The following is an 11,846-nucleotide window of genomic DNA, read 5'->3' on the forward strand; positions in this document are numbered from 1 at the left end:
TTCAGTTCATCGTCGGCAATGTCACCCGGACGACCTCGCCGTCGGGATCGGTGTCGATCCGTACCCGCTGGCCGAGCCGGAGAAGTCGCAGGCCGGAGGCGTCGAACGCCCGCGCGGGGAAGCGCAGCTCGGTGCCGTCGTCGAGCAACAGCACACCGCTGCGTGTCGCCGCGTCGTAGCTGGCCACCGTGCCCTGCATGCTGGCACCGTACACCGGTGGGGTCGGCCCGACGCCGCGCGGCCGCGCTCTCAGCTCGTGGCGCGCGCCGGGCAGCCGGCGGCGAGCAGCGCCGCCGTGCGCGGTCCCAGGCCCAGGCGGGCGGCGTCGGCCAGGTCCCCGGCGGTGTCCACGTCGCGTCGCAGGCTGGGCCAGTCGCCGGTCAGCGGCAGCGCCCCGCTCACCTCGTGCACCACCGCCGAGCCGATCCCGAACCGCGGGTCGAGGTCCACCCCCGGCGGCGCGGCGAGCAGCACGGTTCCCGTGCCGGGCGCGTCCGCGACGAACCGGCGTACCCCGGTGGGACCGTGCTGCGCCGCGAGCAGCGCGGCGGCCAGCTCGTCCGGGCGCAGCGCCGGTAGGTCGGCGGTGAGCCCGACCACCCACCGCGCCGGGGTTTGTGCCGCGCCGTGCCGGAACGCGGCGTTCAGGCCGGCGTCCGGCAGGTCGGCGAGCGTCCGCGCCCCGACGGCCCGGGCCGCCCGCGCCACCCGGTGGTCGTCGGTCACCACCAGGGCCTCGGCGACCGCCGGGCAGGCCAGCACCGCGCGGAGGGTGTCGGCGGCCAGCGCCAGCGCCAGCTCCTCGTGGGGTACGCCGGGCAGCGCGCCCCGCAGCCGGCTCTTGGCCACGGTCAGACGCTTCACCGGCACCACCACGGCCCACCTCGGCTGACTCACGTCCGCAATCCTGCCAGCCGGACGACGGGACCCTCGCTGGCCGTACCGGGGGCGAGCAGGCATGATTTCCGCTGCGGGTGTCGCGGGTCGGGCGCGCGCGGTGGGTTCGGCGCGACGAGGAGGCACAGTGGCACGGCGGAGGCTGGGGTTCTGGCAACGGTTCGCCGTGGGGCTGGTGAAGCCGGTGATGACCGTCTGGACCCGGCGGACCTGGCGTGGCCAGGAACACCTCGCCGGGGACGGCGGTGTGATCATCGTGCCGAACCACATCTCGCACGCCGACCCGCTGGTCTCCGCGCACTTCATCTACGACTCCGGCCGGTGGCCGCAGTACCTGGGCAAGGCCAGCGTGTTCCGGGTGCCGGTGGTCGGCTGGATCCTGCACCGGTGCCGGCAGATCCCGGTCGAGCGGGGCAGCGTGGAAGCCGTCCGCTCGCTGGACAAGCTCGTCGCCGCGCTCGACGAGGGCGGTGCGGTCGTGATCTACCCGGAGGGAACCACCACCCGGCAGCCGGACCTGTGGCCGATGAAGGCGAAGACCGGCGCCGCCCGCCTGGCGTTGGCCACCGGCGCGCCCGTGGTGCCGGTGGCGATGTGGGGGCCGGAGCGGATCTTCGACCCGCGTACCAGCCGCCTCAACCCACGCCCCCGGATTCCGGTCACCGTGGTGGCCGGCGCCCCGGTCGACCTCAGCCGCTGGGCGGACGCCCCGCCGACCCGGGAAACCCTCGAAGAGATGACGGACGCCATCATGCTGCGGCTACGGGACATGCTCGCCGAGATCCGGGGCGGTACCCCGCCCCCGCTCTGGCAACGACCGGCCCGACCGTCCGGCGAACGGCGACAGGGCGAAGCGGCATGAGCGGCCACGTCGCGGTGCTCGGCGCCGGCTCCTGGGGCACCGCCTTCGCCAAGATCCTGGCCGACGCGGGTCGGGACGTGACGGTGTGGGCCCGCCGTGCTCCGGTGGCCGAGAGCATCCGTACCGAGCGTCGCAATCCCGAGTACCTGCCGGACCTGCTGCTGCCGGCCCGGGTCACCGCCACCACCGACGCCGCCGAGGCGATCACCGACGCCGAGGTGGTGGTGCTCTCCGTACCGTCGCAGACCCTGCGCGGCAACCTCGCCGAGTGGGCCGCATACCTGCACCCGGACTCGACGCTCGTGTCGCTGATGAAGGGCATCGAACTCGGCACCACCAGGCGGATGAGCGAGGTCATCGTGGAGACCGCCGGGGTGGCCGCGGACCGGGTGGTGGTGGTCTCCGGCCCCAACCTGGCCCCCGAGATCGCCGCCGAGCAGCCGGCCGCCACGGTGGTGGCCGGCACGAACGCCAACCGGGCCACGCTCGTGCAGTCGTCGATCCGGACGCCGTACCTGCGCCCGTACACCAACGACGACGTGATCGGCTGCGAGCTGGGCGGCGCGGTCAAGAACGTGATCGCCCTGTCGTACGGCATCGCCACCGCGATGGGCTTCGGCGACAACACCCGGGCCATGCTGATGACCCGGGGGCTGGCCGAGACGGCCCGCCTGGGCGTGGCGCTCGGCGCGGACCCGATCACCTTCGCCGGCCTGGCCGGCATGGGCGACCTCGTCGCCTCCTGCTCGTCCCCGCTGGCCCGTAACCGCACCTTCGGCGAGCACCTGGGCCGCGGTGAGACGCTGGAGCAGGCCCAGGCCGCCACACGACAGACCGCCGAGGGAGTCAAGAGCTGCCTCGCGATCCGCGACCTGGCCCGGGCGCACGGCGTCGAGATGCCGATCACCGAGCACGTCGAACGGATCTGTCACGAGGGGATGGACCCGCGCCTCGCCGTCCAGGCGCTGATGAGCCGCACCGCCAAGCCCGAGTCGTACGAGTGAGGTCTTGATGAGCGAGTGGGGAGACGGCACCCGTTGTGTCCGCGCCGGCCTGCCGGAGCCGGCACCGGGTGACCCGTTCCTGCCGGGGCCGGTGTTCGCCGCGCCGTACCACCTGGACCCTCGGCAGGGGCCGGACACGTCGCCGAACGGCTACGGTCGCCCCGACAACCCGACCCGGCGGCTGTTGGAAGCCGCGGTGGGCGAGTTGGAGGGCGGGGACTGCCGCGTCTTCGCCAGCGGTCAGGCCGCCATCACGGGCGCGCTGTTCACCCTGTTGCGCCCGGGGGACACCGTGGTGCTGCCGTCCGACGGGTACTTCCCGGTGCGGGCGTTCGCCACCGCCGTGCTGGAGACGATGGGCGTACGGGTGCTCTTCGTGCCGACCGTCGGCCCGTACCCCTCGTTCGAGGGCGTACGGCTGGTGCTGGTGGAGACCCCGGCCAACCCGGGCCTGGACGTGGTCGACGTGGCCGCCCTGGCGGAGCGGGCGCACGCCGCGGGCGCCCTGCTCGCGGTCGACAACACCACGGCCACCCCGCTCGGGCAGCGTCCCCTGGACCTCGGCGCCGACCTGGTGGTGGCGTCCGGCACGAAGGCGCTCACCGGCCACTCCGACCTGCTGCTCGGCTACCTGGCCAGCCGGTCCGCCGAGGTGCTGGAGGCGGTGACGCTCTGGCGTACCAGCACCGGTTCGGTGCCGGGCGCGTTCGACGCCTGGCTGGCCCACCGGTCGCTGGCGACCCTCGACCTGCGGTTGGCCCGGCAGAGCGCGAACGCCGCCGCCGTGGCCGACCTGCTGGCGGCCCGTCCGGACGTGACCGGGCTGCGCTGGCCGGGGCTGCCGGACGATCCCGCGTACGCGGTCGCCTCGACGCAGATGCGCCGGATGCCCGGGGTGTTGTCGTTCGACCTGGGCGACGCCGATCGGGTCGCCCGCTTCGTCGAGGCCGCTCGGCTGGTGGCGGCCGCCACCTCCTTCGGCGGTCTGCACACCACCGCCGACCGACGGGCCCAGTGGGGCGACGACACCGCCCCCGGCTTCGTCCGGCTCTCCTGCGGCGCCGAGGATACGGCCGACCTGGTGGCCGACATCGCCGCCGCGCTGGACGCCAGCGCGGGGGCCTGAGTGGACTCACCGCCGATCGACCGGTCGGCCCTGGTGGGCCGGCTGCGCGCCGCCGGCTGTGTGTACGCCGAGGACGAGGCCGAGCTGTTGGTCGCCGCCACCGACGACCCGGTGGCCCTGGCCGAGCTGACCGACCGCCGGGTGGCCGGTGAGCCGCTGGAGTACCTGCTCGGCTGGGCGGAGTTCTGCGGCCTACGGATCGCCGTCGACCCGGGCGTCTTCGTGCCGCGCGGCCGGACGGCCCTGCTGGTCGAGGTGGCGGTCGAGCTGACCGGACCCGCCCCGGCGGTCGTCGACCTCTGCTGCGGCTCCGGGGCTGCGGCCGTCGCGCTGGCGCATCGGCTCGCGCCGCGCTGGCTGGCCGCCGCCGACATCGACCCGGTGGCGGTGGCGTGCGCCCGGCGCAACCTCGCCGGCCTGACCGCCGAGGTGTACGAGGGTGACCTGTTCGCCCCTCTGCCCCAGCAGTGGCGGGGGAGACTTGACCTGGTGGTCGCCAACGCCCCGTACGTGCCGACCGACGCGGTGGCCCTGATGCCGCCGGAGGCACGGCTGCACGAGGCCCCGGTGGCGCTCGACGGCGGGCCGGACGGGCTCGCCGTGCTGCGCCGGGTGGGCGTCGAGGCAGCAACCTGGTTGGCCCCGGGCGGGCACCTGGTGGTGGAGGCCGGCCAGACCCAGCTGGCCGCGCTCTGCGCAACCTTCCACGCGGCCGGCCTGATCCCCAACGTCCACCACGACGAGGACCGTGAGGCGACAGCGGTAACAGCCCGCTGCCCCCACTGACCTTCCCCGCGATCTTGCACTTTCGGTGGTCGAGGTGTGGCTATACGTGCCTTTTGTCGGCACAGAAAGTGCAAGATCGCGGGGATCCTGGGTCGGGTGGGGGCGGGGCGTGGCGGGGGAGCGGGGTTGGCACTAGCCTCGGCTCACACTCATGAGGGCGGGAGGCGGTTGCGGTGGGCAGCGCAGGAGTGCCGGTGGTCGTCGGTCTGGACAACGGCGGCACCAGCAACAACGCCACCGTGCTGACGGTGGACGGACGCTTCCTGGTCGACGGCCTCCTGGAGATCCCCAGCGAGGTGCAGGCCGGCCCGGAGGCGGCGATCGAGGCGCTGGCACGGGCGCTCGACGGGGCGCTGGCGCAGACCGGCGTCCCCCGCGAACTGGTCCGGGCGGTCGGGCTCGACACCCCCGGACCCGCCAGCGCCACCGGTGTCATCTCGTCGCGCGGCTCGACCAACTTCTCGCAGCCGGCCTGGCGTGGCTTCGACGTGCGCGGCGCGTTGGAACGTCGGCTGGGCCTGCCGGTGGTCTACCACAACGACGGCAACGCGGCCGCGCTCTACGCCCATCACGTGTACTTCGGTGACGAGGCGATGACCCGGTCGTCGGTGTCGGCGATCGTCGGCACGGGCCTCGGTGGCGGAGTGGTCGAGAGCGGCAAGGTGATCGCCGGCGCCGCCGGGATGGCCGGCGAGTTGGGCCACGTGCACATTCCGCTGGGAGGCCTGCTCGGCCCGGAGCAGTCGGAGCCGACCTGCGCCTGCGGCTTCACCGGCGATGTCGAGAGCATCGCGTCGCTGACCGGCATCGAGCGCAACCTGCTGCCGTACTGGCTCACCCGGTATCCCGGGCACCCCCTCGCGGCCGAACCGGTGGCCCGGGCGGCCAAACTCGTACGGGGCTACGGCGAGCGGGGTGACGCCCTCGCCCGGGACCTCTTCACCCAGCAGGCGATGGCGCTGGGCCGGCTGTTCACCCTGGCGGCCAACTTCACCGACCCGCACGCGTACTTCGTCGGTGGCGGTGTGGTGGAGGCCGCGCCGGCATTCCGGGACTGGTTCCTGGCGACGGTCCGCGAGCACACCGTGCTCCGTGTGGAGCAGGCCGCCGTCGCCACCTTCGCGCTCGTGCCGGACCGGGACATGGCCGGTGCCCGGGGCGTGGCGATCGCCGCCCTGGAGGCCGTACGTGCCGCGCCGGAGCCCCGCCCGCTGGTCGCCTGACCCGGCCCCGGCCCGGCCACGCCCCGCGTTCCGGGCTGTGTCAGCCCGGTCGGCGGGGCGCGGTCGGACGGCGTGCGTAGTCGTCAGCGGTGCGGTGGGGCCTGGGCGAAGGTGGCCCAGGCCGCCGGGGGGAACAGCAGGGCCGGGCCGGCCGGGTCCTTGGAGTCGCGGACGGCCACCAGTCGGGGGGTCGCGGCCACCTCCACGCAGGCTCCCTCGTCGCCGCTACGGCTGCTCTTGCGCCACGCCGCCGCGGCCAACGCCGCTGTGATCGTCGGTGTCATCGGTCTCCTACCGTCCCTTCAGGACTGACAGGAGCATCGCCCGGCTGTCCGCCGGGCTGAGCGCCACGCTGCGCAGATGCTCCATGATCTTGGTGCAGGTACGCGTCTCGCCCGCCCGGTCGAGGATCATCTGACCGGCGACGGTCTCCACCGACGCGATGATCGGGTCCTCCGGATCGGCGAACTCCAGGATGTGCAGCGAGCCACGGGTGCCCCGGTGGTAGCCGGCGGAGAGCGGAATCACCTGGACGGTGATGTTCGGCAGCTCGGCCATCTTGACGAGGTGCCGCAGTTGGCTCTCCATCACCGACTCGTCGCCGACGGGACGCAGCAGCGCGCCCTCGTCGATGATCGCGTCGAGGATGGGTGGGGTGTCGGCGGTGAGCCGTTGCTGGCGGTCGAGCCGGACCTTGACCCGCTGCTCCACCGACTCGTCGCCGAGGGTGTGCGGGCCGCCGCGCATCACGCCGCGGATGTAGTCGGCGGTCTGCAACAGGCCGGGCACCACCGACGGCTCGAAGTTGGAGATGGCGGTGGCCTCCGCCTCCAGGGCGATGAAGTCGATGGTGCCCGGGGCGAGCAGGTACGAGTACGACACCCACCAACCCGGCTTCCGCGCGTCCTTGGCGAGTTGCACCGCGGCGGCCACCTCCTCGGCCTCCACCCCGTACGAGGTGAGCAGGGCGCGCACGGTGGCCGGACTGACCAGCGTCTGGGCGTTCTCGTACCGCGAGAGCGTGCTGCGGGTGCTGTTGATCTCGTCCGCGGCGGACTCCAGCGTCAGCCCGGCGGCTTCCCGGAACTGGCGTAGGGCGATGCCGAGTCGGCGGGCGCGGGCGGTCTTGGGGGCCATGCATCGATGGTCGCACACATTTACGGGAACGGGTACATGAGAGATGGTCGATGAGAGTTGCATTCATGGCTGTAGACGTGTCAATCTGTTATCGCGTCCTCACCGCCGGTTGTCGTGGCGACGGTGGTGGTGAGCGACCGGAGGGGATAGGGCGCGCGGCGATCGGGTTTCTCCCCCGTACCCGATCGCCGCGTGCCGCCCGTGCCCACCCGCCGGAAGGAGACGACGTGCGTACCGGTCCGAAGTCTCCGCCCCCGCGCCGCGGGGTTCGGGGATGACCCGCTTCCTGGTCGTGCTCACCGACGTGCGTCCCGTCGAGGGCGTCGACCGCAACGAGCGGATCGCCCCCGAGCGTCGCCGGCAGGTCGTGGGCGCGAGCAGCAGGGAAGCCGCCGACCGGATCGCCGGCGCCTTCATGGCGCTGGGCATGGTCCGGGCCGGCCGGCAACGGGTCAAAGTGATCGCGGTCGGTCGCCGGCACGCCCGGGACTGAATTCGACCCCACCATTCCGTCACGCACCGTATATGCTCTGTTGACCGAATGCCGTGTCGCGTCGTGGCTCGCCGGGTATCGCCGCGCCTGATCGCCACGCACAGTAAGGTCAACCGGGTGAGCGCCACCGGCGAGCACGACCAGCCGCAGTCGCGTACGAAGAGGTGACCGGAGTGACCACCCCAGGCAAGACCCGCGTGGCGATCGTCTTCGGCGGCCGCAGCCCGGAGCACGGCATCTCCTGCGTCAGCGCCGGCAGCGTGTTCGGCGCCCTCGACCCCGACGAGTACGAGGTGGTGCCGGTCGGTATCACCCGCGCCGGCCAGTGGGTGCTGACCAGTGGCGATCCCGCCCAGCTCGCCATCGACGCCCGCCAGCTCCCGGAGATCACCGCGGAGTCCGGAGCGGACATCGTGCTGCGCGCCGACCCCACCGGCAACGGGCTCATGGTGCTCGACCCGACCGAAGGCCCCCGGGCGCTGGCCGACGTGGACGTGGTCTTCCCCGTGCTGCACGGCACGTACGGCGAGGACGGCACCATCCAGGGCATGCTGGAGATGGCCGGCATCCCCTACGTGGGGGCGAACGTCTTCGCCTCCGCCGCCGCGATGGACAAGGAGTTCACCAAGAAGCTCTGCGCGGTCGAGGGCATCCCGGTCGGCCCGTACGCGGTGCTGCGCAGCGGGATGACGCTGAGCGAGCAGGACAAGAAGCGGCTCGGCCTGCCGGTCTTCGTGAAGCCGTCCCGCGCCGGCTCCTCGTTCGGCATCACCCGGGTCACCGACTGGTCGGACCTGGACGAGGCGGTCGCCACCGCCCGGCAGTTCGACCCCAAGGTCATCATCGAGGCCGCGATCGTCGGCCGCGAGATCGAGTGCGGTGTGCTGGAGGGCGAGGCCGGTGGCACGCCCGAGGCGTCCATGCTGGCCGAGGTGCGTGTCGTGACCGGTCACGACTTCTACGACTTCGAGGCCAAGTACCTCGACGACTCCTGCGAGTACGACATCCCGGCCGGCCTGCCCGACAAGGTGACCCGCCAGGTGCAGGAGTACGCCATCCGCGCGTTCACCGCGTTGGACTGCGCCGGCCTGGCCCGCGCCGACTTCTTCGTCACCCCGGAACTGGACGTCTACCTCAACGAGATCAACACGATGCCCGGGTTCACCCCGACGTCGATGTTCCCCCGGATGTGGGCGGCCTCCGGCCTGGAGTACCCCAAGCTGGTCAACCGGCTGATCCGTACCGCCCAGCGGCGCGGTGTCGGCCTGCACTGAGCCGCGGACGTCCTCGACGCGTGGCCCGTCGTACGGGCCACGCGTCGGTGTGTCAGCCCTGGCAGCCGCTGGGGACGGCGCCGCCCGAGGGGACCGACGCCACGATGGCGCTGGAGATCGGGGCGGCCCACTGCAACGGCTGGGTGTAGGAGCGCGGGATGCGGACCGTCACCGGCGTCTCCCGGTCGACGGTGGTGAGTACCGTCGCGTCGGTCTCCTCGACGGGGTGCCAGCAGACCCGGTTGACCACCCAGACCTCGTCGGTGGCCGGAATGGTCGGCTCGGTGCCTCCGCAGGCCACGGTGAGCGCGGGGTCGCCGTACGCGGCGTTCTGCTCGGGGCCCGCCGTGACCGGACGCTGGGCCAGGTCGCGGATGGTCTGCGGGAGCTGGGAGAGCAGCGCGCGACAGACCGTGGCCGGGCGCTCGGGGAGCGTCGGCGCGGCCATCTCGACCGGCGCGCTGGACTGCGCCCGGGTGGTGCTCGCCGACGGGCTCGGCGCGGCGGCCGGCGTCTCCGGGGCGAGTTTGGCAAAGGCCAGCACGGCCACCAGCAGCGTGACCGGCAGTGCGATCACCGTGGCGAGCAGGGCCGCTCCCCGGACGGTTCGGTCCCGGCCGGCCGGCGCGTCGACGGCCGCAGCGGCGTCCGCGTCGGTACCGTCAGCCGGCTCGGGCGAGGTGTCCGCCGGTTCCCGCTCGCCGTCGTCGTTCCGCACCGCCGAGGGGGTCGTCATCTCGTCCACTTACAGCCGCACCACCGAACACGTGAGGGTGCGCGTGATGCCGGGCACCATCTGCACCTTGCTGACGATGAGTTTGCCGAGCTCGTCGACGGTGTTCGCCTCGGTGAGGACGACCACGTCGTACGGCCCGGTAACGGCGTCGACGCGTACCACGCCGGCGATGTCCGCGATGAGACCCGCCACGTCCCGTGCGCGGCCGACCTCGGTCTGGATGAGGATGTACGCCTGTACCACGACTCGACCTCCGTCCGTCGCCGCCCGAAGGCGGCCCGAAGGGTGAAACTACCTTACGGACCAGGTCGGATCCCTATCGGTGGTCAAGGAGCAGCGGTGAGCGAGCGCGGCGGTGCCGGGCAGAACGGGTCGAACGCCGGCAGTGCCGCCAGCGTGGCCGGGATCGGCGAGTTCGGGCTGATCGGGCGGGTCACCGCCCGCCTGTCGATGGGTCCGACGACGGTGCTCGGGCCGGGTGACGACGCGGCGGTGGTGGCCGCGCCGGACGGCCGGGTGGTCGCCTGCACGGACGTGCTGGTCGACGGGCGACACTTCCGGCGGGACTGGGGGTCGGCGCGCGAGGTCGGTCACCGAGCCGCCGCCGCCAACCTGGCCGACGTCGCGGCGATGGGCGCCGTCCCGACCGCCCTGCTGGTCGCCCTCTGCATGCCCGCCGATCTGGAGACGAGCTGGGCGGAGGAGCTGGCCGACGGGTTGGCCGCCGAGGCCGCCACGGTCGGCGCGAGCGTGGTGGGCGGGGACATGTCGTCGAGCCCGACCCTGACCATCGCGGTCACCGCGTTGGGTGACCTCGGCGGCCGGGCGCCCGTGGTGCGCTCCGGTGCCCGGCCGGGCGACGTGCTGGCCCTGGCCGGTCGCATCGGGTACGCGGCGGCCGGGCTGACCGTGCTCAGCCGGGGCTTCCGTACTCCCCGGCTGCTGGTCGAGGCGTACCGGCGGCCGCAGGTTCCCTATCCGGCCGGACCGCAGGCCGCCCAGCTCGGCGCGACCTCGATGATCGACGTCTCGGACGGGCTCCTCGCCGACCTGGGGCACGTCGCGCGGGCCAGCGGGGTGGCGATCGACGTGCGCCGCGACGCCTTCGAGGTGCCCCGGCAGATGGCGGACGCCGCGCAGGCGCTCGGCGTCGACGCGTACACCTGGATCCTGGCGGGTGGCGAGGACCACGCGTTGGCCGCGACCTTTCCCCCGACGGTGGCGTTGCCGCCGCAGTGGCGGCCCATCGGCACGGTGACGGACGGTGTCGGGGTGACGGTCGACGGCGGTGCCTACGACGGGCCCCGGGGCTGGGACCACTTCCGATGAGGGCATCCGGCGGCCGTACCCTGGATACCGTGAGTGAGATCGAGATCCGGCTGGTGCGGTTCGACGCGCCGGTGGCGCAGCAATTGATCAAGGCGGCGTTGGCCGACCTGGCCACCCGCTACGGGGGAACCGGCGACGACACCCCGGTGGCGGCGAGTGAGTTCGAGCCGCCGGACGGCGCGTTCCTCGTCGCCTACCTGGCCGGTGAGCCGGTCGGCTGCGGCGGCTGGCGCAGCCACGGCACCGACACCGCCGAGCTGAAGCGGATGTACACCGCCCCGGCCGCGCGTGGACGCGGCGTGGCGCGCACGGTCCTCGCCGCCGTCGAGCGCTCGGCGCGCGAGCACGGCCGCAAGCGGATGGTCCTGGAGTGCGGGGACAGGCAGCCCGAGGCGATCGCCATGTACGCGTCCGCCGGTTACGACCGGATCCCCAACTTCGGTTTCTACAAGGACGCGGAGGGCTGCGTCTCCTTCGGCCGCACGCTCTGAGCGACCGGCGTCACGCCGGGCGCGGACACGACAGAGCCGGCGGGCCGCAGGGCCCGCCGGCTGAGCCGAACGAGAAGAGTTGGTGCCGCCGCGTCAGGCGCGGGTGACCTTGCCGGCCTTGATGCACGAGGTGCAGACCTGCAGCTTCTTGGTGTTGCCACCACCGGCCGGGGTGCGCACCGACTGGATGTTCGGGTTCCAGCGGCGGTTGGTCTTCTTCTTGGACCAGGGCACGTTGTGGCCGAAGCCCGGTCCCTTGCCACAGACGTCGCACACGCTAGCCACGGGATACTCCTGGGATTGAAACGTTCATGAGGTCGCCGGCAGGTGCTGCCCGGGCAACCGCGTCAGCCTACCCGATGCCCCGCCGAGGTGACCAACCGCCCTGACCGGGGGCTGGTCCCGGCGGCCACTGTACCTGCCAGGCGGAACCCGGCTGGTCGGGCCGGCAGGGTGGGCAGGTCGAACGCCGGTCAACCGGACACGCC

Annotated in this window: 16 protein-coding genes; 9 read left to right on the forward strand and 7 right to left on the reverse strand. The window is 73.2% G+C overall.

Features of this window, described 5'->3' with window-relative positions; all coding sequences use genetic code 11:
- Position 1: 1 nt before the first annotated feature.
- Positions 2-199, reverse strand: coding sequence for a cold-shock protein (locus ACN269_RS26185; protein WP_007456426.1), 198 nt, complete (start codon positions 197-199; stop codon positions 2-4).
- A gap of 50 nt (positions 200-249) precedes the next feature.
- Positions 250-897, reverse strand: a complete 648-nt coding sequence (gene cofC / locus ACN269_RS26190) for a 2-phospho-L-lactate guanylyltransferase (protein ID WP_421474906.1) — start codon at positions 895-897, stop codon at positions 250-252.
- A 127-nt stretch (positions 898-1,024) separates the two neighbouring features.
- Between cofC and ACN269_RS26195 the strand changes: the two genes are divergently transcribed.
- From ACN269_RS26195 to ACN269_RS26215, 5 genes are all read left to right on the forward strand, one after another.
- On the forward strand, positions 1,025-1,759 hold the full coding sequence (locus tag ACN269_RS26195; RefSeq protein WP_421474907.1) for a lysophospholipid acyltransferase family protein: 735 nt from the start codon (positions 1,025-1,027) through the stop codon (positions 1,757-1,759).
- The gene (locus ACN269_RS26200) at positions 1,756-2,763 is read left to right on the forward strand and encodes an NAD(P)H-dependent glycerol-3-phosphate dehydrogenase (protein ID WP_421474909.1); all 1,008 of its coding nucleotides are present in this window, start codon (positions 1,756-1,758) and stop codon (positions 2,761-2,763) included. Before ACN269_RS26195 ends, ACN269_RS26200 begins: the two co-directional genes overlap by 4 nt.
- Before the next feature lie 7 nt (positions 2,764-2,770).
- Positions 2,771-3,889: a cystathionine gamma-lyase gene (locus ACN269_RS26205; protein WP_421474910.1), complete on the forward strand. Its 1,119-nt coding sequence runs from the start codon at positions 2,771-2,773 to the stop codon at positions 3,887-3,889.
- On the forward strand, positions 3,890-4,675 hold the full coding sequence (locus ACN269_RS26210) for a putative protein N(5)-glutamine methyltransferase (protein ID WP_421474911.1): 786 nt from the start codon (positions 3,890-3,892) through the stop codon (positions 4,673-4,675).
- A 173-nt stretch (positions 4,676-4,848) separates the two neighbouring features.
- The gene (locus ACN269_RS26215) at positions 4,849-5,898 is read left to right on the forward strand and encodes an ROK family protein (protein ID WP_421474912.1); all 1,050 of its coding nucleotides are present in this window, start codon (positions 4,849-4,851) and stop codon (positions 5,896-5,898) included.
- An 83-nt stretch (positions 5,899-5,981) separates the two neighbouring features.
- Here ACN269_RS26215 and ACN269_RS26220 read toward each other — a convergent pair whose 3' ends face one another.
- Positions 5,982-6,182 carry a DUF397 domain-containing protein gene (locus ACN269_RS26220; RefSeq protein ID WP_421474913.1) on the reverse strand — a complete coding sequence of 67 codons (201 nt, stop codon included), beginning with the start codon at positions 6,180-6,182 and terminating at the stop codon, positions 5,982-5,984.
- 7 nt (positions 6,183-6,189) lie between these two features.
- The gene (locus ACN269_RS26225) at positions 6,190-7,035 is read right to left on the reverse strand and encodes a helix-turn-helix domain-containing protein (RefSeq protein WP_421474914.1); all 846 of its coding nucleotides are present in this window, start codon (positions 7,033-7,035) and stop codon (positions 6,190-6,192) included.
- A 274-nt stretch (positions 7,036-7,309) separates the two neighbouring features.
- On the opposite strand from ACN269_RS26225, the gene ACN269_RS26230 reads away from it, so the two are divergent.
- Both ACN269_RS26230 and ACN269_RS26235 read left to right on the forward strand, forming a co-directional pair.
- Positions 7,310-7,528, forward strand: a complete 219-nt coding sequence (locus tag ACN269_RS26230) for a hypothetical protein (RefSeq protein ID WP_203151201.1) — start codon at positions 7,310-7,312, stop codon at positions 7,526-7,528.
- Positions 7,529-7,701: 173 nt separating this feature from the next.
- Positions 7,702-8,802, forward strand: a complete 1,101-nt coding sequence (locus ACN269_RS26235; RefSeq protein ID WP_421474915.1) for a D-alanine--D-alanine ligase family protein — start codon at positions 7,702-7,704, stop codon at positions 8,800-8,802.
- A gap of 52 nt (positions 8,803-8,854) precedes the next feature.
- On the opposite strand, the gene ACN269_RS26240 is transcribed toward ACN269_RS26235, so the two are convergent.
- Both ACN269_RS26240 and ACN269_RS26245 read right to left on the reverse strand, forming a co-directional pair.
- Positions 8,855-9,547: a DUF3515 domain-containing protein gene (locus ACN269_RS26240; RefSeq protein WP_421474916.1), complete on the reverse strand. Its 693-nt coding sequence runs from the start codon at positions 9,545-9,547 to the stop codon at positions 8,855-8,857.
- Positions 9,548-9,781: an Lrp/AsnC ligand binding domain-containing protein gene (locus tag ACN269_RS26245; protein ID WP_007456453.1), complete on the reverse strand. Its 234-nt coding sequence runs from the start codon at positions 9,779-9,781 to the stop codon at positions 9,548-9,550.
- A 153-nt stretch (positions 9,782-9,934) separates the two neighbouring features.
- Between ACN269_RS26245 and ACN269_RS26250 the strand changes: the two genes are divergently transcribed.
- The gene (locus tag ACN269_RS26250; RefSeq protein WP_421476573.1) at positions 9,935-10,867 is read left to right on the forward strand and encodes a thiamine-phosphate kinase; all 933 of its coding nucleotides are present in this window, start codon (positions 9,935-9,937) and stop codon (positions 10,865-10,867) included.
- Positions 10,864-11,358, forward strand: coding sequence for a GNAT family N-acetyltransferase (locus ACN269_RS26255; RefSeq protein ID WP_421474917.1), 495 nt, complete (start codon positions 10,864-10,866; stop codon positions 11,356-11,358). Before ACN269_RS26250 ends, ACN269_RS26255 begins: the two co-directional genes overlap by 4 nt.
- Positions 11,359-11,451: 93 nt before the next feature.
- Here the strand turns inward: ACN269_RS26255 and rpmB are convergent, their stop codons facing one another.
- Entirely contained in the window at positions 11,452-11,643 is a 192-nt protein-coding gene (gene rpmB, locus ACN269_RS26260) for a 50S ribosomal protein L28 (RefSeq protein ID WP_091671657.1), read from the reverse strand.
- Positions 11,644-11,846: the final 203 nt, after the last annotated feature.

The organism is Micromonospora sp. WMMD736, from assembly GCF_049179015.1.
In the GTDB taxonomy this organism is placed as follows: Bacteria; Actinomycetota; Actinomycetes; order Mycobacteriales; family Micromonosporaceae; genus Micromonospora.

Coding starts and splice junctions, on each gene's coding strand:
- ACN269_RS26185 (WP_007456426.1), bottom strand. CDS start 199: ATGCAGGGCACGGTGGCCAGCTACGACGCGGCGACACGCAGCGGTGTG.
- ACN269_RS26200 (WP_421474909.1), top strand. CDS start 1,756: ATGAGCGGCCACGTCGCGGTGCTCGGCGCCGGCTCCTGGGGCACCGCC.
- ACN269_RS26205 (WP_421474910.1), top strand. CDS start 2,771: ATGAGCGAGTGGGGAGACGGCACCCGTTGTGTCCGCGCCGGCCTGCCG.
- ACN269_RS26220 (WP_421474913.1), bottom strand. CDS start 6,182: ATGACACCGACGATCACAGCGGCGTTGGCCGCGGCGGCGTGGCGCAAG.
- ACN269_RS26225 (WP_421474914.1), bottom strand. CDS start 7,035: ATGGCCCCCAAGACCGCCCGCGCCCGCCGACTCGGCATCGCCCTACGC.
- ACN269_RS26230 (WP_203151201.1), top strand. CDS start 7,310: ATGACCCGCTTCCTGGTCGTGCTCACCGACGTGCGTCCCGTCGAGGGC.
- ACN269_RS26255 (WP_421474917.1), top strand. CDS start 10,864: ATGAGGGCATCCGGCGGCCGTACCCTGGATACCGTGAGTGAGATCGAG.